This window comes from Citrobacter sp. Cu233 (assembly GCF_030332225.1).
Classification (GTDB): domain Bacteria; phylum Pseudomonadota; class Gammaproteobacteria; order Enterobacterales; family Enterobacteriaceae; genus Citrobacter.
Genome location: NZ_JAOWIF010000031.1, coordinates 345,326 through 368,344, shown reverse-complemented (window position 1 = coordinate 368,344; position 23,019 = coordinate 345,326). Strand labels below are relative to the sequence as shown.

The following is a 23,019-nucleotide window of genomic DNA, read 5'->3' as shown; positions in this document are numbered from 1 at the left end:
CACTGCGCAAAACTCTGCATAGCAACTCCACCTTCCCCTCACCAGCCAATAAAAAATAAATCATAAAATTCAAATAATTAAAAAATAATTTCGCCATTTTTCATTCTGGCACCCGGCTTGCAATTCCCTGAGCGTACCCAAAATGGAGTATGCAAAAGGGAAACATAATGAAAACAAAACTGATTACTTTACAAGACGCAGCGAACTTCTTTCGTGACGGCATGACCATCATGGTCGGCGGTTTTATGGGGGTTGGCACGCCACCTCGCCTTGTCGAAGCCTTACTTGAATCTGGCGTCAGGGATTTAACGTTAATTGCCAACGATACCGCGTTTATCGATACCGGTATTGGTCCCTTGATCGTCAACGGTCGGGTGAGCAAAGTGATTGCCTCGCACATTGGCACCAACCCTGAAACCGGTCGCCGCATGATTGCCGGCGAAATGGACGTGCAACTGGTGCCACAAGGCACCCTGATTGAGCAAATCCGCTGCGGCGGCGCGGGTCTTGGCGGTTTTCTCACGCCAACCGGTGTCGGCACCGTAGTAGAAGATGGCAAGCAGACCATGACGCTTGATGGCAGAGTCTGGTTACTCGAACGTCCATTGCGTGCCGATCTGGCGCTGATCCGTGCCCACCGCTCTGACACGCTTGGCAACCTGACCTATCAACTTAGCGCCCGTAATTTTAACCCACTGATTGCCCTCGCCGCCGACATCACACTGGTTGAACCGGATGAAATGGTCGAGATCGGTGAACTCCAGCCAGACCAGATCGTCACCCCCGGTGCCGTTATCGACCATATCGTCATTCCACAGGAGAGCTAATCATGGATGCTAAACAACGTATTGCGCGCCGTGTGGCGCTTGAGCTTCACGATGGGGATGTCGTCAACCTGGGGATTGGTCTGCCGACGATGGTTGCGAACTACCTGCTCGCTGATATTCATATCACATTGCAGTCAGAAAATGGTTTTCTCGGTCTGGGTCCGGTCACGACCGCGCATCCCGACCTGGTAAACGCCGGCGGGCAACCGTGCGGGATTTTGCCAGGCGCCGCCATGTTTGATAGCGCCATGTCATTTGCGTTAATTCGCGGGGGCCATGTCGATGCCTGCGTGCTTGGTGGGTTACAGGTCGATGAGCAGGCTAACCTCGCCAACTGGGTCGTTCCCGGCAAAATGGTGCCCGGCATGGGAGGAGCGATGGATCTGGTGACCGGCGCGCGCAAAGTGATTATCGCTATGGAGCATTGTGCAAAAGACGGCTCAGCGAAGATCCTCCGACATTGCACCATGCCGCTGACGGCACAACATGCGGTGCATATGCTGGTCACCGAACTCGCTGTTTTCCGCTTCATTGACGGAAAAATGTGGCTTACGGAAATCGCGGAAGGATGCGATATCGCCACGTTGCGTGAAAAAACTGAAGCGCAGTTTGATGTCGCTGCCGAGCTGATTATCCTGCGAGGTGATGCATGATCGGCCGCATTGCTCGTTTTATGACGCGCGTGGTCAGCCGCTGGCTGCCTGACCCGCTAATTTTCGCCATGCTGTTAACGCTGTTGACCTTCGGCATCGCGCTGTGGCTAACGCCACAAACGCCAGTCAGCATGGTGAGATTCTGGGGTGATGGTTTCTGGAACCTGCTGGCCTTTGGCATGCAGATGGCGCTGATCATCGTCACAGGCCATGCGTTAGCCAGTTCAGGACCGGTGAAAAGTCTGCTGCGTACGGCGGCCTCCGCCGCCAAAACCCCCGCTCAGGGGGTGATGCTGGTGACATTTTTCGGTTCAGTCGCCTGCGTCATCAACTGGGGTTTTGGTCTGGTGGTGGGGGCGATGTTTGCCCGTGAAGTCGCACGCCGAGTACCCGGCTCCGACTATCCGCTGCTGATTGCTTGTGCCTACATCGGTTTTCTCACCTGGGGAGGTGGCTTCTCCGGTTCAATGCCATTGCTGGCGGCAACGCCAGGCAACCCGGTTGAGCACGTCGCAGGGTTAATTCCGGTCGCAGACACGCTGTTTACCGGTTTCAACATCTTCATCACCGTGGCACTGATCGTCGTGATGCCGTTCATCACACGCATGATGACGCCAAAACCCTCTGATGTGGTAAGCATCGATCCGAAGCTGTTACTGGAAGAAGCTGATTTCCAGAAAAAACTGCCACCCGACGCCCCACCATCGGAAAAACTGGAGGAGAGCCGCATTCTGGCCCTGATCATCGGGGCATTAGGGATTGCTTATCTGGCCATCTATTTCACTGAGAAAGGCTTCAACATCACCATCAACACCGTCAACCTGATGTTTATGATTGCCGGTCTGCTGCTGCATAAAACGCCTATGGCCTATATGCGTGCCGTTAGCGCTGCCGCACGTAGCACCGCCGGCATCCTGGTGCAGTTCCCCTTCTACGCCGGTATTCAGTTGATGATGGAGCACTCTGGCCTCGGCGGATTGATTACCGAGTTCTTCATCAACGTCGCCAACAAAGACACCTTCCCACTGATGACCTTCTTCAGTTCAGCACTGATTAACTTTGCCGTGCCATCTGGTGGCGGCCATTGGGTTATTCAGGGGCCATTCGTCATGCCAGCCGCTCAGGCCCTTGGCGCCGATCTCGGTAAGTCCGTCATGGCTATCGCCTATGGCGAGCAGTGGATGAACATGGCGCAGCCGTTCTGGGCGCTACCTGCATTGGCTATCGCCGGATTGGGTGTGCGCGACATCATGGGGTACTGCATCACCGCCCTGCTCTTCTCAGGCGTCATTTTTGTCATTGGATTGACCTTGTTCTGACAGCCATTACTTACCTAAAGGAACAGAAAAATGAAAAACTGTGTCATTGTCAGCGCGGCACGTACCGCAATCGGTAGCTTTAATGGCGCACTGGCGACCACCAGCGCTATCGAGCTGGGATCAACCGTGATAAAAGCGGCAATCGAGCGCGCTCATCTTGATCCGCAGCAGGTTGAAGAAGTCATTATGGGCAACGTGCTGCAGGCCGGTCTGGGACAGAACCCGGCGCGTCAGGCATTGCTAAGAAGCGGTCTTTCCGACTCCGTTTGCGGCTTCACCGTCAACAAAGTGTGTGGCTCAGGTCTCAAAAGCGTGGCGCTTGCGGCTCAGGCGATCGCAGCCGGACAGGCCCAGGCACTGGTCGCTGGTGGAATGGAAAACATGAGTCAGGCCCCCTACCTGTTAGATGCTAAAGCCCGCTGGGGATATCGCCTCGGTGACGGGCAATTGTCAGACGTCATTTTGCGCGACGGACTGATCTGTGCTGAACATGGCTACCATATGGGGATTACCGCCGAGAACGTCGCTAAAGAGTACAGCATCAGCCGCGAAATGCAGGATGAACTGGCATTGCTATCACAGCAGAAAGCCATTGCCGCAATAGAGTCCGGCGCTTTCCAGGCCGAAATCGTCCCCGTCAGCGTACAATCACGTAAGAAAACCCTCATTTTTGAACGCGATGAGTTTCCCAAGGCAGACTCCACGGCGGAAGGTCTTGCCGCATTGCGTCCGGCGTTCGACAAAGCGGGCACTGTTACCGCTGGCAACGCCTCGGGGATTAACGACGGCGCAGCCGCTCTGGTGGTAATGGAAGAGTCGGCAGCGCTGGCTGCTGGGCTAAAGCCGCTGGCGCGCATCAAAGCCTGGGCCAGCGGCGGCGTCGCCCCGGCGATGATGGGCATGGGACCCGTTCCTGCCACGCAAAAAGCGCTACAGCTGAGCGGACTGCAACTGTCGGATATCGATCTTATCGAAGCCAACGAAGCATTTGCCGCGCAGTTTCTTGCCGTGGGTAAAACGCTGGGGTTTGATGCACAAAAGGTCAACGTTAACGGTGGTGCGATTGCGCTGGGCCACCCTATCGGCGCCAGCGGCGCGCGTATTCTGGTCACATTGCTGCACGCGTTACAGGCACGGGATAAAACACTCGGTCTGGCAACGCTGTGTATCGGCGGCGGACAGGGTATAGCGATGATCGTAGAGCGGATGAACTAAAAAAAAGGGCCGGATTTCTCCGGCCCTTCTCATTACTGCTTAATTACTCTTCTGCGTCATCCGCTGCATCGTCATCGCTTTCGGCTTCAGGCGCGATATCATCGTCCCCTTCCGCAGCGCTTCCGTCGATGGAATCCAGTTCTTCGTCATCAACCGGTTCAGCAACACGTTGCAGACCCACCACGTTTTCATCTTCCGCCGTGCGAATGAGGATCACGCCCTGGGTGTTACGCCCAACCACGCTGATTTCCGACACACGCGTACGCACCAGCGTACCGGCATCGGTGATCATCATGATCTGGTCAGTATCTTCAACCTGTACCGCGCCGACAACAGAGCCGTTGCGCTCGGTAACCTTGATGGAGATAACGCCCTGCGTCGCACGAGATTTCGTCGGATACTCTTCCGCCGCGGTACGCTTACCGTAGCCGTTCTGCGTCACGGTCAGGATGGCACCTTCACCGCGCGGAACGATCAGAGAAACAACTTTATCTTCCCCTGCCAGCTTGATACCGCGCACACCGGTCGCGGTACGCCCCATCGCACGGACCGCGTCTTCTTTGAAGCGCACCACTTTACCGGCAGCAGAGAACAGCATGACTTCATCAGAACCCGAGGTCAGATCGACGCCAATCAGCTCATCACCATCATTGAGGTTAACCGCAATGATACCGGCAGAACGCGGACGGCTGAACTCGGTCAGCGCCGTTTTCTTCACTGTACCGCTGGCGGTCGCCATAAAGACGTTCACGCCCTCTTCGTACTCGCGTACTGGCAGGATAGCCGTGATACGTTCGTTGGCCTCAAGCGGCAGCAGGTTGACGATTGGACGTCCACGCGCGCCACGGCTCGCTTCCGGTAGCTGATAAACTTTCATCCAGTACAAACGACCACGGCTAGAGAAGCAGAGGATCGTGTCATGAGTGTTGGCCACCAGCAGGCGGTCGATAAAGTCTTCTTCTTTAATACGTGCTGCTGATTTACCTTTCCCACCACGACGCTGCGCTTCGTAATCGGTTAACGGTTGATATTTAACGTAGCCCTGGTGAGACAAGGTTACGACAACATCTTCCTGGCTAATCAGATCTTCGATATTGATGTCAGCGCTGTTCGCGGTGATTTCAGTACGACGTGCGTCGCCGAACTGCTCACGAATCAGCTCCATCTCTTCACGGATAACTTCCATCAGACGATCGGCACTGCCCAGAATGTGCAGCAGTTCAGCAATCTGCTCCAGCAGCTCTTTGTATTCGTCGAGCAGTTTTTCATGCTCAAGGCCGGTCAGTTTCTGCAAGCGCAGATCCAGAATCGCCTGGGCCTGCTGTTCAGTCAGGAAGTACTGACCATCACGCACGCCAAACTCAGGTTCCAGCCATTCAGGACGTGCAGCGTCATCACCCGCACGTTCCAGCATGGCAGAGACGTTACCCAGTTCCCAGGAACGCGCAACCAGTGCCGCTTTCGCTTCAGCTGGGGTTGGCGCACGACGGATCAGTTCGATGATCGGATCGATGTTGGCAAGCGCAATCGCCAGCGCTTCGAGGATGTGCGCACGGTCGCGGGCTTTACGCAGTTCAAAAATAGTACGGCGGGTAACCACTTCACGACGGTGACGAACAAACGCAGCGATAATCTCTTTCAGGTTCATGATCTTCGGCTGACCATGGTGCAGCGCAACCATGTTGATACCGAACGAAACCTGCAGTTGGGTCTGGGAGTAAAGGTTATTCAACACCACTTCCCCGACCGCGTCGCGTTTCACTTCAATCACGATGCGCATACCGTCTTTGTCAGACTCGTCACGCAGTGCGCTGATACCTTCAACGCGTTTGTCTTTTACCAGCTCGGCGATTTTCTCGATCAGGCGTGCTTTGTTCACCTGATACGGAATTTCATGCACGATGATGGTTTCACGGCCCGTTTTCGCGTCAGCTTCGACTTCCGCACGCGCGCGAATGTATACCTTGCCGCGACCGGTACGGTAAGCTTCTTCGATACCACGACGACCATTGATGATCGCAGCGGTCGGGAAGTCCGGACCCGGAATATGTTCCATCAGCCCTTCAATGCTGATGTCTTCATCGTCAATATATGCCAGACAGCCGTTGATCACTTCCGTCAGGTTGTGCGGCGGAATGTTGGTTGCCATACCTACCGCGATACCGGACGAACCGTTCACCAGCAGGTTAGGAATTTTGGTTGGCATGACGTCTGGAATGCGTTCGGTGCCGTCGTAGTTATCGACGAAATCAACCGTTTCTTTTTCCAGGTCAGCCATCAGCTCGTGGGCGATTTTCGACATACGGATTTCCGTATAACGCATCGCAGCTGCGGAGTCGCCATCGACAGAACCAAAGTTACCCTGACCATCCACCAGCATGTAACGCAAGGAGAATGGCTGCGCCATACGAACAATGGTGTCGTAAACGGCGGTATCACCATGAGGGTGGTATTTACCGATTACGTCACCAACGACACGGGCAGATTTTTTATAGGCTTTATTCCAGTCGTTGCCCAATACGTTCATGGCGTAAAGTACGCGACGGTGTACCGGCTTCAGGCCATCTCGGACGTCCGGCAGCGCACGGCCAACAATGACCGACATCGCATAATCCAGATAGGAGCTCTTCAGCTCTTCCTCAATGTTGACCGGTGTAATTTCTCTCGCAAGGTCGCTCATCTAACCGCTATCCCTCTACTGTATCCCGGATTCAAAGGTCGCAAATTATAACACATCCACGCAGATTCAGGTAAATGGATTCCCCCAGACAGAGGCTTTATTCATCCCGTCAGGCTGATATACTCGTTTGTATTGCTAATTTAGGAGTAGAAGCCCCAATGAATGCCGAAAAACCCCCGGTAACTCACAACGTTGACCATGAAGAAATTGCCAAATTTGAAGCAGTCGCGTCGCGCTGGTGGGATCTTGAGGGTGAATTTAAGCCTCTGCACCGCATTAATCCGCTGCGTCTGGGCTACATCGCCGAACGGTCAGGTGGTCTGTTTGGTAAAAAGGTACTCGACGTCGGCTGCGGCGGCGGGATTCTGGCAGAAAGCATGGCGCGTGAAGGCGCAACGGTCACCGGCCTGGATATGGGGTTTGAACCCTTACAGGTGGCAAAACTGCATGCGCTGGAAAGCGGCATTCAGGTTGAGTATGTGCAAGAAACCGTCGAAGAACACGCCGAGAAATATGCGCACCAGTATGACGTTGTGACCTGCATGGAGATGCTGGAACATGTACCGGACCCGCAGTCAGTGGTCAGAGCCTGCGCCCAACTGGTGAAGCCTGGCGGCGACGTGTTTTTCTCCACGCTCAACCGCAACGGCAAGTCATGGCTAATGGCGGTCGTCGGTGCTGAGTACATTCTGCGCATGGTGCCCAAAGGCACGCATGATGTGAAAAAATTCATTAAGCCTGCCGAATTGCTGAGCTGGGTGGATCAGACCGATCTCCGTGAACAACATATGACTGGCCTGCACTACAACCCGCTGACTAACACCTTTAAGCTGGCACCGGGTGTCGACGTTAACTATATGCTGCACACCACGGCAAAAACGGAATAAGTTAAGGTTTCCAACGGTAACGCCCGATGACGCTGAGCTGATCAGGCCTACATATCCGCACCATCGCAGGCCGGATAAGGCACGTCAGCGTCACTATCCGGCCTACGTGATTACGCATCACCTACTCATCCTGAGTAGGTGCCTTAGGGCAATTTTTGTGCCAGATCATAAGAACTTTCTTTGCCTTAGATGAAGAAATCGGCACTCGATCAAATTTTCTATTTTTTTTCTCAATTATTGACATCCCCGCCAGGCCTTATAAGACGCGCACTTAGAGATTCTTACCCTTTTGCAACCTCAATTTAACCTCAAAATCAACTCTTGTGCTGAAAAGAATCCCTACTAGAATACTCACCATATAGCGTCTATTTTATCAAACAACCCCTACATATAGTATTTATCCACAGACTTAGTCACAACGTGGTACTGTGGATAATATGGGGGATATTTTTTCTTTCACGGACAGGTAAAAAACCACATGAATCAGAGTCTGCTGGTGACTAAGCGTGATGGCCGTACTGAGCGCATCAATCTCGACAAAATCCATCGAGTTCTGGATTGGGCGGCAGAAGGGCTGAATAACGTATCGATTTCACAGGTCGAACTGCGCTCCCACATTCAGTTTTATGACGGTATCAAGACTTCCGATATCCATGAAACGATCATCAAAGCTGCTGCCGACCTGATCTCCCGCGACGCACCGGATTATCAGTACCTGGCTGCTCGCCTGGCAATTTTCCACTTGCGTAAAAAAGCCTACGGTGAGTTTGAGCCGCCAAAACTGTTCGACCATGTGGTGAAAATGGTTGAAATGGGCAAATACGACAATCATCTGCTGGAAGACTACACGGAAGAAGAGTTCAAGCAGATGGACTCGTTCATCGTGCACGACCGTGATATGACCTTCTCTTATGCTGCGGTGAAGCAGTTAGAGGGAAAATATCTGGTTCAAAACCGTGTTACCGGTGAGATTTATGAAAGCGCACAGTTCCTCTACATTCTGGTCGCTGCCTGCCTGTTTTCTAACTACCCTCGAGAAACCCGTCTGGAATACGTTAAACGTTTCTACGATGCCGTTTCTACGTTTAAAATTTCACTGCCGACACCAATCATGTCCGGCGTGCGCACCCCTACCCGTCAGTTCAGTTCCTGCGTACTGATCGAGTGTGGCGACAGCCTGGATTCGATTAACGCCACTTCCAGCGCGATTGTAAAATACGTTTCTCAACGTGCTGGCATTGGTATCAACGCGGGTCGCATTCGTGCGCTGGGTAGCCCGATTCGCGGTGGTGAAGCGTTCCACACCGGCTGTATCCCGTTCTACAAACACTTCCAGACAGCGGTGAAATCCTGCTCTCAGGGCGGTGTTCGTGGCGGTGCCGCCACGCTGTTCTACCCGATGTGGCATCTGGAAGTGGAAAGCCTGCTGGTACTGAAAAACAACCGTGGTGTAGAAGGCAACCGCGTCCGTCATATGGACTACGGTGTGCAAATCAACAAGCTGATGTATACCCGCCTGCTGAAAGGCGGTGACATCACCCTGTTCAGCCCGTCCGATGTTCCGGGTCTGTACGACGCATTCTTCGCCGATCAGGACGAGTTTGAACGCCTGTACACAAAATATGAAAACGACGACAGCATCCGCAAACAGCGCGTGAAAGCGGTTGAGCTGTTCTCGCTGATGATGCAGGAACGTGCTTCTACAGGTCGCATCTACATTCAGAACGTTGACCACTGCAACACTCACAGCCCGTTTGATCCGGCTGTCGCACCGGTGCGCCAGTCCAACCTGTGCCTGGAAATTGCACTGCCGACCAAACCGTTGACCGATGTGAACGACGAGAACGGTGAAATTGCGCTGTGTACGCTGTCTGCATTTAACCTTGGTGCTATCGACAGCCTGGATGAGCTGGAAGAATTGGCTGTACTGGCTGTGCGTGCTCTCGATGCGCTGCTGGATTACCAGGATTATCCCATTCCGGCCGCTAAACGTGGCGCCATGGGCCGTCGTACGCTGGGTATTGGCGTAATCAACTACGCCTACTGGCTGGCGAAAAACGGTAAGCGTTACTCTGATGGCAGCGCCAATAACCTGACCCACAAAACCTTTGAAGCCATTCAGTATTACCTGCTGAAAGCCTCTAACGACCTGGCAAAAGAGCAAGGCGCATGCCCGTGGTTTAACGAAACCACTTACGCCAAAGGTATTCTGCCGATCGATACCTACAAGAAAGATCTGGATGCCATTGCCAACGAGCCGTTGCACCTGGACTGGGAGCAACTGCGTGAGTCCATTAAGACCCACGGTCTGCGTAACTCCACGCTTTCTGCGCTGATGCCGTCGGAGACCTCTTCGCAGATCTCCAACGCCACCAACGGCATTGAGCCTCCGCGCGGTCACGTGAGCATTAAAGCATCCAAAGACGGCATTCTGCGTCAGGTTGTGCCGGACTACGAACACCTGCACGACGCGTACGAACTGCTGTGGGAGATGCCGAACAATGACGGGTATCTGCAACTGGTAGGGATCATGCAGAAATTTATCGATCAGTCGATTTCTGCCAACACCAACTACGATCCGTCACGCTTCCCATCAGGAAAAGTGCCGATGCAGCAGTTACTGAAAGACCTGCTCACCGCCTACAAATTTGGTGTCAAAACGCTGTATTATCAGAACACCCGCGACGGTGCGGAAGATTCTCAGGACGATCTGGTGCCATCCATTCAGGATGATGGCTGCGAAAGCGGCGCATGTAAGATCTGATGAATGATGCCGGGTGGCGCTACGCTTACCCGGCCTACGATTGCACGGTTTGTAGGCCGGAAAAGGTGTTTGCACCACCTCCGGCGCACATCCCACAAAGGATTCACATCAATGGCATACACCACTTTTTCACAGACGAAAAATGACCAGCTTCTGGAACCGATGTTTTTCGGTCAGCCGGTGAACGTCGCCCGCTACGACCAGCAAAAATATGACATCTTCGAAAAACTGATCGAAAAGCAGCTCTCTTTCTTCTGGCGTCCGGAAGAAGTCGACGTTTCACGTGACCGCATTGACTTCCAGGCACTGCCGGAACATGAAAAACATATTTTTATCAGCAACCTGAAGTATCAGACGCTGCTGGACTCTATTCAGGGGCGTAGCCCGAACGTGGCACTGCTGCCGCTGATTTCTATCCCTGAGCTGGAAACCTGGGTGGAAACCTGGGCATTTTCCGAAACTATCCATTCCCGCTCTTATACCCATATCATCCGTAATATCGTTAACGATCCCGCGGTGGTGTTCGACGATATCGTCACCAACGAACAGATCCAGAAACGCGCGGAAGGCATTTCCAGCTACTACGATGAGTTGATCGAGATGACCAGCTACTGGCATCTGCTGGGCGAAGGCACGCATACGGTCAATAGTAAAACGGTTGTCGTCAACCTGCGTGAACTGAAGAAAAAACTGTATCTGTGCCTGATGAGCGTTAACGCGCTGGAAGCTATTCGCTTCTACGTCAGCTTTGCCTGTTCTTTCGCTTTTGCGGAACGCGAACTGATGGAAGGCAATGCAAAAATCATTCGCCTGATTGCCCGTGATGAAGCCCTGCATCTGACCGGCACCCAGCATATGCTGAACCTGCTGCGCAGCGGTGTCGACGATCCAGAGATGGCCGAAATTGCCGAAGAGTGTAAACAGGAATGCTATGACCTGTTTGTACAGGCCGCGTTGCAGGAAAAAGAGTGGGCAGATTATCTGTTCCGTGACGGCTCGATGATCGGCCTGAACAAAGATATTCTCTGCCAGTACGTTGAGTACATCACCAATATCCGCATGCAGGCTGTTGGTCTTGATCTGCCATTCCAGACACGCTCTAACCCGATCCCGTGGATCAATACCTGGCTGGTATCCGATAACGTCCAGGTTGCACCGCAGGAAGTGGAAGTCAGCTCTTACCTGGTCGGGCAGATCGATGCCGAAGTCGATACCGACGACCTGAGTAATTTCCAGCTCTGATGGGCCGCGTGACGCTGCGCATCTCTGGCACACAACTGCTGTGCCAGGATGAACATCCTTCCCTGCTGGCCGCGCTCGAATCGCACAACGTTGAAGTCGAGTATCAGTGCCGCGAAGGTTACTGCGGCTCCTGTCGTACCCGCCTGGTGGCGGGACAGGTTGACTGGATTGCAGAGCCTTTAGCCTTCATTCAGCCGGGTGAAATATTGCCCTGCTGTTGCCGGGCAAAGGGTGATATTGAAATAGAAATGTAGTTTTGTGGGATGGCGTTGTGCTTACCCGACCTACAAACACCATCGTTCGTAAGCCGGGTAAAGGTAGCCGTTCAGGCAGCGTTAGTGCTTATCGGTTAAAAACAGTACCGCTTTGTCGGGGAAGTCGGTGAACAGCCCGTCAACGCCCGCCTTGTTGTACAACACGTCATACAGCTGGTTTACATCTGTTGCATAATCCGGCAGCTGATCGGCACGAACAGTATATGGATGCACCACCATCTTGTTCTGGTGCGCGTCCTGTACCATACCCGTTAATGAGATATTGCCCTTACTGGACTTCTCATCAACCAGCATATGGTAGTCCGGCCCAATGCCATCCGCATACTCCGCCACCTGCTTCATGGCACCCGGTTTGAACATCCAGTCGTAGTTGTAATTCACCCAACTGCCGTCTGGTTTTTTCTCCTGAGTTTCATTCCAGTCAGTGTACGCAATCAACTGCACCAGATTGAGATCCATCCCCATCTTCGGTTCCAGTTCATTTTTGATGCGTTTTAACTCCGCAACATCAAAGCACTGCAGATAGACATTATCTTGCTTACCGGTGTACCCATACTTTTTCAGCACTTCCAGCGTCTTAGCGGCGATGTCCTTCCCTTCCTGGTGATGGAACCACGGCGCTTTCATTTCCGGGTAAATGCCGATGTTTTTGCCGGTTGAATGATTTAATCCCTGAACAAACTCAATTTCTTCTTCGAAAGTGTGCACACGGAAATCAGATTTACCCATCGGGAAACGCCCTGGATATGTCTGTACCTTTTTGCCATTTTCGATATCGAAACCTTCGGTAAATTTCAGCGATTTGATCTCATCCAGCGTAAAGTCGATGGCATAGTAACGCCCATCTTTACGCGCACGATCCGGGAAGCGCTCAGCGACATCGGTGACGCGGTCCAGATAGTGGTCATGCAGGACGACCAGATGGTCATCCCTGGTCATCACCAAATCCTGCTCAAGATAATCCGCGCCCTGAGCATAGGCCATCGCTTTCGCGGGCAGCGTATGCTCCGGTAAATAACCGCTTGCCCCACGATGCGCAATCACGATTTTATCGGCGGCCACCGCCGCGCTGCTAACAACCATACCAGCCAGCATCAGCGCCACGCTGAGACTTTTCAATGTGGTTTTCATTAATTAGCCCCCGTTACGTTTCAGCAGCATTTCTTCGTGATGACGTTTTTCACCAATCATGACGACCACCAGCAGAATCACCGCCAGCACGCTACCGCCAATCATCACCATAAAGCCGCCGTCCCAGCCGAAGAAGTCAACGGTGTAGCCGACAATGGCGCTCGCCGCCACAGAACCGCCGAGATAACCGAACAGTCCGGTAAAGCCTGCCGCCGTGCCCGCCGCTTTTTTCGGTGCCAGTTCCAGCGCATGCAGACCGATCAACATTACCGGGCCGTAGATCAGGAAGCCGATGATAATCATACAAGCCATATCAACGTTCGGGTTCCCTGCCGGGTTCATCCAGTAAACGATGGTCGCGATAGTCACCAGCGTCATAAAGAACACACCGGTGGCACCACGGTTACCGCGGAAGACTTTATCCGACATCCAGCCGCACAGCAGCGTACCCGGAATACCGGCATACTCGTACAGGAAGTAAGCCCAGGACGATTTATCCAGTGCAAAATGCTTCACTTCTTTCAGATAGGTCGGTGACCAGTCCAGGATGCCGTAACGCAGCAGATAGACGAACACGTTGGCGATAGCGATATACCACAACAGTTTGTTCGGCAGTACGTATTGCATGAAGATCTGCTTCGCTGTCAGCTCTTCTTCCGCTTTTTCGTTGTAATCATCCGGATAGTCGTTCTTGTACTCTTCGATAGGCGGCAGGCCACAGGACTGCGGCGTATCACGCATCATCGCAAAGGCGAACAGCGCAACAACTATCGCACCAAAGGCAGGCATGTACAGCGCAGCTTTCCAGTCGTTAAACCAGGCCATACCCAACAGGAACAGCAGCGGAGGCAGACCGCCACCTACGTTATGCGCACAGTTCCAGACGGAAACGATGCCACCACGCTCTTTCTGCGACCACCAGTGCACCATGGTACGGCCACACGGCGGCCACCCCATCCCCTGGAACCAACCGCAGAGGAACAGCAGCACAAACATTACTGCAATGCTGGATGTCGCCCACGGCACGAAGCCCATGAACAGCATCACCGCAGCAGCCAGAATCAGGCCAGCTGGCAGGAAAACGCGCGGATTCGAGCGATCCGAGACGGACCCCATGATGAATTTCGAAAATCCGTATGCAATGGAGATACCGGACAACGCAAAGCCCAGATCGCCACGAGAGAAACCCTGTTCAACCAGATACGGCATGGCCAGAGCAAAGTTCTTACGTACCAGATAGTACGCGGCATAACCGAAAAATATCCCCAGGAAAATCTGCCAACGTAATCGACGATAAGTCGGATCGATCTCCGCTGCAGCTAAACGTGCTTTGTGTGGCGCAGGTTTAAAAATGCTCAACATATATAGTAGCCTCCGTGGCCGTCTTTCATTCGAAGGAAACACTGCAGATTGCCGTAACAACCCTACCGCTCCCAGTGTGGCCGCGATGTTAAGGAAACATTCAGGGCAATAATGTGAATTACAGCACAGATTGTTACACATTTATGACAAATGTTCATAAAAGCGCACGGAATCACGTTTCATTTTCGAATTATGAGCGATTATGCGCGAAATCAAACAATCCATGTTTTTTATGTGGCTAAATGATAAAAAACGAACTGTGAGGAAAAACAATGAAAACTCGCGACTCGCAAACAAGTGACGTGATTATCATTGGTGGAGGAGCAACAGGTGCAGGGATCGCACGCGACTGTGCCCTACGCGGATTGCGCGTCATCTTAGTAGAACGCCACGATATCGCGACAGGCGCAACGGGCCGTAACCACGGTCTGCTGCACAGCGGAGCACGTTACGCCGTTACTGATGCTGAATCTGCCCGCGAATGCATTAGCGAAAACCAAATTCTGAAACGTATCGCCCGCCATTGTGTTGAGCCGACGGACGGTCTGTTTATTACGCTGCCGGAAGATGAACTCTCTTTCCAGGCAACCTTTATTCGTGCCTGTGAAGACGCAGGCATCCGCGCAGAAGCGATTGATCCACAACAGGCGCGTATTATCGAACCTTCGGTAAACCCGCAACTGATTGGCGCAGTGAAAGTACCTGACGGTACCGTTGATCCTTTCCGCTTAACCGCCGCCAATATGCTGGATGCACGAGAGCACGGTGCGACTATCTTAACGGCCCATGAAGTGACGGGGCTGATTCGTGAAGGTGCGACCGTGTGCGGGGTGAACGTACGCAACCATCTGACGGGCGAGATGCAGTCTCTGCATGCGCCGGTGGTCGTTAATGCCGCCGGGATCTGGGGCCAGCGCATTGCGGAATATGCCGATCTGAGCATCCGTATGTTCCCCGCGAAAGGTTCTCTGTTGATCATGGACCATCGCATAAACCAGCATGTTATCAACCGATGCCGTAAGCCATCTGACGCCGATATTCTGGTCCCTGGCGATACCATTTCGCTGATCGGTACGACCTCACAGCACATTGATTACGACGATATCGACAGCAACCGCGTCACCGCAGAAGAGGTGGATATTCTGCTGCGTGAAGGTGAGAAGCTGGCGCCAGTTATGGCGAAAACTCGCATCCTGCGTGCTTACTCCGGTGTGCGTCCGCTGGTGGCCAGCGACGACGATCCGACCGGTCGTAACGTCAGCCGCGGTATTGTGTTATTCGATCACGCAACGCGCGACGGACTGGACGGATTTATCACCATTACCGGTGGTAAACTGATGACCTACCGCCTGATGGCGGAATGGGCCACCGACGCAGTGTGCCGAAAACTGGGCAATTCTCGCCCTTGTACGACCGCAGAAACAGCACTCCCAGGCTCGCAGGAATCGACCGAACACACGCTTAAACGCGTTATCTCTTTGCCAGCGCCACTGCGCGGCTCGGCGGTCTACCGCCATGGCGACCGCACCCCGGCATGGCTTAGCGAAGGCCGTCAGCACCGCAGCCTGGTCTGTGAATGTGAAGCTGTCACCGCAGGTGAAGTGCAATATGCCGTTGAAAATTTAACCGTCAACAGTTTGCTCGATTTACGTCGTCGCACCCGCGTCGGGATGGGGACGTGCCAGGGCGAGCTGTGTGCCTGCCGCGCCGCAGGCTTGCTACAACGTTTTAATGTCACCACCGCCGCACAATCTATCACCCAACTTTCTGAGTTTCTCAACGAACGCTGGAAAGGCGTGCAGCCTATCGCGTGGGGGGACGCACTGCGCGAAAGCGAGTTCACCCGCTGGGTTTATCAGGGGTTATGCGGTCTGGAAAAGGAGCACCAGGATGAAATTTGATACCGTCATTATCGGCGGCGGTCTCGCCGGGCTGATGTGTGGCCTACAACTGCAAAAAAGCGGGTTGCGCTGCACGATTGTTACCCGCGGCCAAAGCGCTCTGCACTTTTCCTCCGGCTCACTGGATTTGCTCAGCAACCTGCCAGATGGTCAACCGGTAACCGACATTGAAGCGGGGCTGAATGCGCTGCGTACTCAAGCTCCAGGTCATCCTTATAGCACCATCGGAACACAGACCGTACTGGCGCTGGCGCAGCAGGCACAGAATCTGTTGGAAGAGTGCGGAACACATTTGCACGGTAAGGTTCATCAGGCTCATCAACGCGTAACACCGTTGGGAACCCTGCGTTCAACCTGGCTTAGTTCAGCGGAAGTGCCGGTCTGGCCGTTATCAGCACAACGCATCTGTGTGGTGGGAATTAGCGGCTTACTGGATTTCCAGGCACACCTTGCCGCGGCCTCACTACGCCAGCGCAATCTCAGCGTCGAAACGGCTGAAATCGATTTGCCAGAACTGGATGTCTTGCGTGATAACCCAACCGAATTTCGCGCCGTCAACATTGCACGTCTGTTAGATAACGAAGATAAATGGTCGCTGCTCTATGACGCCCTGCTGCCAATCGCAAAAACCTGCGACATGATCATTATGCCAGCCTGTTTCGGCCTGGCTGACGATCGGCTCTGGAAGTGGCTCAACGACCGCCTGCCCTGCTCACTAATGTTATTACCCACTTTACCACCATCAGTGCTGGGCATGCGCCTGCATAACAAATTGCAGCGCCAGTTTGTACGCCAGGGTGGGGTGTGGATGCCAGGCGATGAAGTGAAAAAAATCACCTGTCAGGATGGTATAGTGAGCGAAGTCTGGACCCGCAACCATGCCGATATTCCATTGCGTCCACGCTTCGCCGTGCTCGCCAGCGGTAGCTTCTTTAGCAGCGGACTGGTTGCCACGCGTGAGGCCGTTCATGAGCCAATTCTCGGTCTGGATGTACAACAAACCGCCACGCGCGCGCAGTGGTATCAGCGTGACGTCTTTGATCCGCAACCGTGGCAACAGTTTGGCGTAACCACCGATGCTGAACTGCGTCCATCGCTTGCAGGAAAAACAGTAGAGAATATGTTTGCCATTGGATCGGTACTTGGCGGTTTTGACCCTATCGCCCAGGGGTGCGGAGGCGGAGTATGCGCAGTGAGCGCTTTACACGCCGCACATCATATTGCGAAACGTGCAGGAGGCCAGCAATGAGCGACACACGTTTTGAAAGTTGTATCAAATGCACAGTGTGCACTACTGCCTGCCCGGTCAGTCGTGTCAACCCGAGCTATCCAGGCCCCAAACAGGCTGGCCCGGACGGTGAACGTCTGCGTTTGAAAGATGGTGCGTTATATGACGATGCGCTGAAATATTGCATCAACTGCAAACGCTGTGAAGTGGCCTGCCCTTCTGATGTAAAAATTGGCGATATTATCCAGCGTGCGCGCGCCAAATATGACACCACACGTCCGTCGCTGCGTAACTTTGTCTTAAGCCATACCGATTTGATGGGCAGTGTTTCTACGCCGTTCGCACCCATAGTGAACACCGCTACGTCATTGAAACCGGTGCGTCAGCTTCTTGATTATGCACTAAAAATCGATCATCGCCGTACGCTGCCGAAGTACTCCTTCGGTACCTTCCGTCGCTGGTATCGCAGTATAGCCGCACAACAGGCGCAGTATCAGGATCAGGTCGCGTTTTTCCACGGTTGCTTTGTGAACTACAACCATCCGCAACTCGGTAAAGATCTGATAAAAGTGCTGAACGCGATGGGTACCGGCGTACAACTGCTGAGTAAAGAGAAATGCTGTGGCGTACCACTGATCGCCAACGGTTTCACCGATAAAGCACGTAAGCAGGCGGTAAGTAATGTGGCTTCACTGCGAGAAGCAATTGACGGAAAAGGTATTCCGGTGATCGCCACCTCCTCAACCTGTACCTTTGCGCTGCGTGATGAATATCCTGAAGTGCTGGATGTCGACAACTCAGGTCTGCGCGAACATATTGAACTGGCTACACGCTGGCTGTGGCGCAAGCTGGACGAAGGGAAAACGTTGCCGCTGAAAACGTTGCCGCTAAAAGTGGTCTATCACACCCCCTGCCATATGGAGAAAATGGGCTGGACGCTCTACACGCTGGAGCTGCTACGACAAATTCCGGGGCTTGAACTGACAGTGCTGGATTCTCAGTGCTGCGGGATCGCCGGAACATACGGCTTCAAAAAGGAAAACTATCCGACGTCACAATCAATCGGCGCACCGCTATTCCGCCAGATTGAAGAAAGCGGCGCGGATATCGTCGTGACCGACTGCGAAACGTGTAAATGGCAGATTGAGATGTCTACAAGCAAGCGCTGTGAACATCCGATCACCCTGCTCGCCAACGCATTAGGCTAACGCTGCTGCCCGATGGTATTCCACCATCGGGCAAGCATGTGTCAATAACTGCTTTTCAGCGTCTGCGCTGCCTTATCAGATTTAAACATCGCCAGCCTGCTATCCAGTGCCTCACTATAAAGCATCGTATCTACGCCCACGGCAACAAAGTTCGCTCCCCACTGCAGACATTTTTGCGCCATCGCCGGATCGACAGCAAGAAAGCCCGCTGCTTTTCCGGCAGCACGAATGCGGCGGATGCTCTCTTCAATGATTCGCTGCACCTCGGGATGCCCGGCGTTATCCGGATAGCCTAAAGACGCAGAGAGATCTGCCGGACCGATGAAAACACCATCGATACCGTCCACATCCAGGATTTCGTCCAGATTATCCAGCGCCGTTTTACTTTCGACCTGCACCAGCAGACAGAGAGACGCATTAGACTGCGCCATGTAATGATCAACACGTCCCCAGCGCGCGGCACGGGCCACACTGGCACCCACACCACGCTCTCCCAACGGAGGATAACGCGTGGCGGAAACCACTTGACGAGCCTGTTCTGCGCTGTCCACCATCGGGATCAGCAGCGTCTGCGCACCGATATCCAGTACCTGCTTAATCAACGCCTTACTGCCTTCAATCGGACGGATCACTGGCTGGCTGGCATAAGGGGCAATGGCCTGGAGCTGGTGATAGAGATCCTGCACCGTGTTCGGCGCATGCTCACCATCAATGAGCAACCAGTCATAGCCCGATGTCGCTGCAATTTCCGCCATATAGGAGGTGGTCGAACTGAGCCACAGACCAATCTGGACTTCCCCTTTGCGCAGCGCTTCTTTAAAAGGGTTTGATAACAATGCGTTCATAACGATCCTTACAACGTAGATAAGATTAATGATGCACCGCGCCCATTTGCGAAGCAGGACGGCTGACTTTCAGGGTGAAGATAATGACTGAACCCATAACCGCCACGCATGCCAGGGTCAAAAGCCCTGCTGCATCACTGGCAAAAACGGTTTCAGCTTTAACCCGCAAGATGGGGGCCAGAAACCCACCCACTGCGCCAAACAGATTTACAAAGCCAATGCCCGCCGCCAGTGCGGTACCCGAGAGCAATTGAGTCGGCATTGTCCAGAACACCGGCTGGACGGCAATAAAGCCCGCAGCCGCCACACATAAAGCCAGAATAGCCAGCACCGGAGACACCAGACCGGAAACGCCGATCCCGATCCCGGCGGCTAACAACGTCAGGGCCGCCACATTGCGCCGGTCACCGGTACGATCGGAGTAGCGCGGGATGAGCCAGGTACCGAACAGGGCAACCACCCACGGAATAGCCGTCACCACGGACGCAGTAAAACCAACTTTGGTTCCCAATAATGCCGCAACCTGGGTGGGCAGGAAGAAGATCAATCCGTAGACCGCTACCTGAATCGTCAGGTAAATCATCGCCAGTTGCCAGACACGCCCATTGCGCAAAGCATCCGACAGTTTTGAGGTGGCCTTTTTCTCTTCTTCGCTCGCCAGCTGACTGATGAGAACGGCTTTTTCCTCCGCACTCAGAAAACGCGCCTGCTGCGGCGTGTCATCCAGCCAGAAGAAGGTGAAAACGCCTGCGCCAACCGCCAGTAAACCTTCGATAACGAACATCCAGAACCAGCCTGGCTGGCCCATAAAACCGTGCATCTCCAACAGCGCGCCAGAAAGCGGCGATCCCAGCGTTAACGCCAGCGGCGCCCCCATGTAAAACAGCCCCATGATGCTGGCCCGGTTGCGCTGCGGAAACCATTGCGACGTCAGGTAGATCATACCGGGGAAGAAACCGGCTTCCGCCGCCCCCAACAGGGTACGGATAATCAGGAACTTTGCTTCGGTATCCGCCCACGCCATCGCCGCAGAGAGAAATCCCCACAGCAGCGTGGTGGTGCCGATCCAACTTCTGGCACCAAATTTACGCATCAGCAGGTTGGCAGGAACGCCCAGGAACGCGTATACCACAAAGAAAATACCCGCACCCAGCGCATAAGCTTCATTGCTCAGCCCGGTATCAATCTGATACGTCTCTTTGGCAAACCCAATGTTCGAACGATCCAGAAACGCCAGCACATACAGCGCCAACATAAAGGGAATCAAACGCGCACGGTTTTTCTTCACTACACCGTCAAGTAAAGTGGTTGTCATCACAAGATCCTCAAAGAAATGAGGGCGTTGCCGTGAATAAGGCAACGCACTGGTCATTAGTGGCTGTAGGGGCGTTTCAGATTGCAGTCACGGTTAAGCTCGACGCCAAAGCCAGGCTTATCGAGTACCGACTTATGGATTCGTCCATTCACGGGTACGGGTTCATCCAGCAGAATCGGGTCAAACTGAGGGCGCATCGTTGAACAATCCGGGCTGGTCATCAGGAACTCACTAAACGGGGTGTTCGTGAAAGTGATCACCGCATGGTGCGAGTAGACCGATGAGCCGTGCGGCACCACCAGTTGTCCACGCGATTTAGCGATGGCGGCAATTTCCACCAGCGTGGTTAATCCACCACACCAGCCTACATCAGGCTGCATGATATCAATGCCGGTTTCAGACAGCGTACGGAAGGACTGCAACGTGCCGTGGTGTTCACCACTGGTCACCATCATGCCTGCCGGTGCATTGCGCTTCAGCTCACGATAACCTTCATACTGCTGTGGCGGCAGACACTCTTCGATCCATTTCAGGTTATGCGGCGCACAAGCATGTGCCAGTTTGGTGGCATAGTTCACGTCCTGGCTCATCCAGCAATCGAGCATCAGCCAGAAATCCGGGCCACATTTCTCACGCATATCAGCCACCATCGCAGCATCTTTGCGAACGCCCGCATCTCCGTCGTGCGGCCCCCAGTGGGTCGGCATTTTGCCGCCGATAAACCCCAACGCTTTTGCCAGATCCGGCCTCGCACCCGTGGCGTAAAACTGGATCTCATCGCGCACTGCGCCCCCCAGCAGTTTGTAAACCGGTAAGCCAACCACCTTGCCAAACAGATCCCAAAGCGCGAGATCCACGCAAGAGATCGTGTTCATCACCAGACCGCCAGAGCCGGAGTAATACATTGTGGCACCAAGCATCTGATCGTGAATGAGTTTAATATCACTGACGCATTTGCCTTCGATAAAGCGATTAAGGTGCTTTTCGACAATAAAACAGCCCATTTCTCCTGCCGTCGAGACCGCAAACCCCGTCTGGCCGTTTTCTGCCTCCACTTCGACAATCAACGTCCCCAGCACGTTTATGCCGAAAGACTGGCGCGACTGTTCATACTCACGGTATTTACTCATTGGCGTGGCAATATGATCGTCAATCCAGTGATGAGCGCCCTGGTCATGATAATCACCCCCGCCCGCCCCTTTCTCCGCCGTAGCGCCGCCGGTAAACCAGGCACGAACATGTTTAATTTTTGGTAGGGTCATGATGTTCTCCATTATTATGATGCGAGTGAATCGAGGGGGCTTTTCCAGCCCAACAGACGTGAAATATCTTTGGCGCAGGCTATTGCCTTCCCGGCCAGGTAATCACGATTCTCTTCGTTGATTTGTAAGCGAGTACCGACCACTGAAATCGCGGCAGTCAGCGTATTACTGGCATTAAAAACGGGGGCGGCAACACAGCGAACATCCGGGTAATCCTCGCCGTTATCAAAGCTCCATCCGCGCTGACGAATGCGCTCCAGTTCATCATTCAATTGCTGAGGATTGGCAATGGTGGTCGGCGTCGCCTTCTCCCATACCAACTGGTCAATAATGGTTTTGCGTACTGCCGCAGGCTGCCAGGCCAGCAAACATTTGCCAATGCCTGAGCGATACAGAGAAAGACTTTTTCCCTCATGCGATCGCACACTGATGGTGGACGAGGATTCCACTTTCAGAATGTAATACGCGCTTTCGTGGTCGATGAGCCCCAGATGACAAAGCAAATCGGTTTCATCCATCAGCTGTGTCAAACGGGGTCGCGCCAGCTCACGCAGATCCATTTTGCTCAACGCGTGTCCCGAAAGTTCAACAAGCTTGGTCCACAGGCAGTATTTCTCCTGGTGATCAATACTGAGAAAGCGCTGACGCTTTAGTTCGTTTAACAACAAATAAGCGGTGCTTTTCGGAATACCCAACGTCTCCACAATCGTTGCGGCGCTACACGGGCCGATACGCGCAATAAGATTGAGAATGTCTATCGCTCTGGTGAGAGCAGGGACCTTGCTTGATTCCAACATACTGGACTCCGGTCTGAGATACTGGAATCAGTGTGTTCGGTCAACAGGGGTAAAATTGTGAAGCACATCAAATCCCGCCTTTCTTCCAGCTGGCTGGAAAGATTACGT

18 protein-coding genes are annotated in these 23,019 nt (G+C 53.5%); 11 read left to right on the top strand and 7 right to left on the bottom strand.

Annotated features, from left to right (window positions below; all coding sequences use genetic code 11):
- Window positions 1-167 precede the first annotated feature (167 nt).
- From atoD to OGX95_RS08185, 4 genes are read left to right on the top strand one after another with little or no spacing between them, the layout of a single operon-like run.
- A complete protein-coding gene (gene atoD, locus OGX95_RS08200) occupies window positions 168-827 on the top strand; it encodes an acetate CoA-transferase subunit alpha (protein ID WP_286629082.1) in 660 nt (219 codons plus the stop codon).
- Window positions 828-829: 2 nt separating this feature from the next.
- Window positions 830-1,480: a 3-oxoacid CoA-transferase subunit B gene (locus tag OGX95_RS08195; protein WP_286629081.1), complete on the top strand. Its 651-nt coding sequence runs from the start codon at window positions 830-832 to the stop codon at window positions 1,478-1,480.
- Window positions 1,477-2,799, top strand: coding sequence for a TIGR00366 family protein (locus OGX95_RS08190; protein WP_286629080.1), 1,323 nt, complete (start codon window positions 1,477-1,479; stop codon window positions 2,797-2,799). Before OGX95_RS08195 ends, OGX95_RS08190 begins: the two co-directional genes overlap by 4 nt.
- A 30-nt stretch (window positions 2,800-2,829) precedes the next feature.
- A complete protein-coding gene (locus OGX95_RS08185) occupies window positions 2,830-4,014 on the top strand; it encodes an acetyl-CoA C-acetyltransferase (protein ID WP_286629079.1) in 1,185 nt (394 codons plus the stop codon).
- Window positions 4,015-4,057: 43 nt separating this feature from the next.
- Here OGX95_RS08185 and gyrA read toward each other — a convergent pair whose 3' ends face one another.
- The gene (gene gyrA, locus OGX95_RS08180; protein WP_286629078.1) at window positions 4,058-6,694 is read right to left on the bottom strand and encodes a DNA topoisomerase (ATP-hydrolyzing) subunit A; all 2,637 of its coding nucleotides are present in this window, start codon (window positions 6,692-6,694) and stop codon (window positions 4,058-4,060) included.
- A 158-nt stretch (window positions 6,695-6,852) separates the two neighbouring features.
- Between gyrA and ubiG the strand changes: the two genes are divergently transcribed.
- The 4 genes from ubiG (at window position 6,853) to yfaE (ending at window position 11,841) form a co-directional block, all read left to right on the top strand.
- Window positions 6,853-7,581 (top strand): bifunctional 2-polyprenyl-6-hydroxyphenol methylase/3-demethylubiquinol 3-O-methyltransferase UbiG, encoded by a 729-nt coding sequence (gene ubiG, locus OGX95_RS08175; protein ID WP_286629077.1) that lies wholly within the window; start codon window positions 6,853-6,855, stop codon window positions 7,579-7,581.
- Between the two features lie 478 nt (window positions 7,582-8,059).
- Window positions 8,060-10,345 carry a class 1a ribonucleoside-diphosphate reductase subunit alpha gene (nrdA, locus tag OGX95_RS08170; protein ID WP_286629076.1) on the top strand — a complete coding sequence of 762 codons (2,286 nt, stop codon included), beginning with the start codon at window positions 8,060-8,062 and terminating at the stop codon, window positions 10,343-10,345.
- Between the two features lie 111 nt (window positions 10,346-10,456).
- Window positions 10,457-11,587 carry a class Ia ribonucleoside-diphosphate reductase subunit beta gene (gene nrdB, locus OGX95_RS08165; protein ID WP_286629075.1) on the top strand — a complete coding sequence of 377 codons (1,131 nt, stop codon included), beginning with the start codon at window positions 10,457-10,459 and terminating at the stop codon, window positions 11,585-11,587.
- Complete coding sequence (yfaE, locus tag OGX95_RS08160; RefSeq protein ID WP_135321220.1) at window positions 11,587-11,841, top strand: ferredoxin-like diferric-tyrosyl radical cofactor maintenance protein YfaE; 255 nt, start codon at window positions 11,587-11,589, stop codon at window positions 11,839-11,841. The genes nrdB and yfaE overlap by 1 nt, the downstream gene beginning before the upstream one ends.
- An 81-nt stretch (window positions 11,842-11,922) precedes the next feature.
- Here yfaE and glpQ read toward each other — a convergent pair whose 3' ends face one another.
- A complete protein-coding gene (gene glpQ / locus OGX95_RS08155; protein ID WP_286629074.1) occupies window positions 11,923-12,993 on the bottom strand; it encodes a glycerophosphodiester phosphodiesterase in 1,071 nt (356 codons plus the stop codon).
- A 3-nt stretch (window positions 12,994-12,996) separates the two neighbouring features.
- Window positions 12,997-14,355 carry a glycerol-3-phosphate transporter gene (glpT, locus tag OGX95_RS08150; protein ID WP_048211098.1) on the bottom strand — a complete coding sequence of 453 codons (1,359 nt, stop codon included), beginning with the start codon at window positions 14,353-14,355 and terminating at the stop codon, window positions 12,997-12,999.
- Window positions 14,356-14,627: 272 nt separating this feature from the next.
- On the opposite strand from glpT, the gene glpA reads away from it, so the two are divergent.
- Genes glpA through glpC form a run of 3 tightly spaced genes read left to right on the top strand, consistent with a single transcriptional unit; the run spans window position 14,628 to window position 18,692 of the window.
- A complete protein-coding gene (gene glpA / locus OGX95_RS08145) occupies window positions 14,628-16,256 on the top strand; it encodes an anaerobic glycerol-3-phosphate dehydrogenase subunit A (RefSeq protein ID WP_286629073.1) in 1,629 nt (542 codons plus the stop codon).
- Window positions 16,246-17,505: a glycerol-3-phosphate dehydrogenase subunit GlpB gene (gene glpB, locus OGX95_RS08140; RefSeq protein ID WP_286629072.1), complete on the top strand. Its 1,260-nt coding sequence runs from the start codon at window positions 16,246-16,248 to the stop codon at window positions 17,503-17,505. The genes glpA and glpB overlap by 11 nt, the downstream gene beginning before the upstream one ends.
- Entirely contained in the window at window positions 17,502-18,692 is a 1,191-nt protein-coding gene (gene glpC, locus OGX95_RS08135) for an anaerobic glycerol-3-phosphate dehydrogenase subunit GlpC (protein WP_286629071.1), read from the top strand. The genes glpB and glpC overlap by 4 nt, the downstream gene beginning before the upstream one ends.
- Before the next feature lie 41 nt (window positions 18,693-18,733).
- On the opposite strand, the gene yfaU is transcribed toward glpC, so the two are convergent.
- Genes yfaU through OGX95_RS08115 form a run of 4 tightly spaced genes read right to left on the bottom strand, consistent with a single transcriptional unit; the run spans window position 18,734 to window position 22,911 of the window.
- Window positions 18,734-19,537 carry a 2-keto-3-deoxy-L-rhamnonate aldolase gene (gene yfaU, locus OGX95_RS08130; RefSeq protein ID WP_286629070.1) on the bottom strand — a complete coding sequence of 268 codons (804 nt, stop codon included), beginning with the start codon at window positions 19,535-19,537 and terminating at the stop codon, window positions 18,734-18,736.
- Window positions 19,538-19,562: 25 nt separating this feature from the next.
- Entirely contained in the window at window positions 19,563-20,852 is a 1,290-nt protein-coding gene (locus tag OGX95_RS08125) for an MFS transporter (RefSeq protein ID WP_286629069.1), read from the bottom strand.
- Between the two features lie 56 nt (window positions 20,853-20,908).
- A complete protein-coding gene (gene rhmD / locus OGX95_RS08120; protein ID WP_286629068.1) occupies window positions 20,909-22,114 on the bottom strand; it encodes an L-rhamnonate dehydratase in 1,206 nt (401 codons plus the stop codon).
- A 14-nt stretch (window positions 22,115-22,128) separates the two neighbouring features.
- Entirely contained in the window at window positions 22,129-22,911 is a 783-nt protein-coding gene (locus OGX95_RS08115) for an IclR family transcriptional regulator (RefSeq protein WP_286629067.1), read from the bottom strand.
- Window positions 22,912-23,019 lie beyond the last annotated feature (108 nt).

Coding starts and splice junctions, on each gene's coding strand:
- atoD (WP_286629082.1), top strand. CDS start 168: ATGAAAACAAAACTGATTACTTTACAAGACGCAGCGAACTTCTTTCGT.
- OGX95_RS08195 (WP_286629081.1), top strand. CDS start 830: ATGGATGCTAAACAACGTATTGCGCGCCGTGTGGCGCTTGAGCTTCAC.
- OGX95_RS08190 (WP_286629080.1), top strand. CDS start 1,477: ATGATCGGCCGCATTGCTCGTTTTATGACGCGCGTGGTCAGCCGCTGG.
- OGX95_RS08185 (WP_286629079.1), top strand. CDS start 2,830: ATGAAAAACTGTGTCATTGTCAGCGCGGCACGTACCGCAATCGGTAGC.
- gyrA (WP_286629078.1), bottom strand. CDS start 6,694: ATGAGCGACCTTGCGAGAGAAATTACACCGGTCAACATTGAGGAAGAG.
- ubiG (WP_286629077.1), top strand. CDS start 6,853: ATGAATGCCGAAAAACCCCCGGTAACTCACAACGTTGACCATGAAGAA.
- nrdA (WP_286629076.1), top strand. CDS start 8,060: ATGAATCAGAGTCTGCTGGTGACTAAGCGTGATGGCCGTACTGAGCGC.
- nrdB (WP_286629075.1), top strand. CDS start 10,457: ATGGCATACACCACTTTTTCACAGACGAAAAATGACCAGCTTCTGGAA.
- yfaE (WP_135321220.1), top strand. CDS start 11,587: ATGGGCCGCGTGACGCTGCGCATCTCTGGCACACAACTGCTGTGCCAG.
- glpQ (WP_286629074.1), bottom strand. CDS start 12,993: ATGAAAACCACATTGAAAAGTCTCAGCGTGGCGCTGATGCTGGCTGGT.
- glpT (WP_048211098.1), bottom strand. CDS start 14,355: ATGTTGAGCATTTTTAAACCTGCGCCACACAAAGCACGTTTAGCTGCA.
- glpA (WP_286629073.1), top strand. CDS start 14,628: ATGAAAACTCGCGACTCGCAAACAAGTGACGTGATTATCATTGGTGGA.
- glpB (WP_286629072.1), top strand. CDS start 16,246: ATGAAATTTGATACCGTCATTATCGGCGGCGGTCTCGCCGGGCTGATG.
- glpC (WP_286629071.1), top strand. CDS start 17,502: ATGAGCGACACACGTTTTGAAAGTTGTATCAAATGCACAGTGTGCACT.
- yfaU (WP_286629070.1), bottom strand. CDS start 19,537: ATGAACGCATTGTTATCAAACCCTTTTAAAGAAGCGCTGCGCAAAGGG.
- OGX95_RS08125 (WP_286629069.1), bottom strand. CDS start 20,852: ATGACAACCACTTTACTTGACGGTGTAGTGAAGAAAAACCGTGCGCGT.
- rhmD (WP_286629068.1), bottom strand. CDS start 22,114: ATGACCCTACCAAAAATTAAACATGTTCGTGCCTGGTTTACCGGCGGC.
- OGX95_RS08115 (WP_286629067.1), bottom strand. CDS start 22,911: ATGTTGGAATCAAGCAAGGTCCCTGCTCTCACCAGAGCGATAGACATT.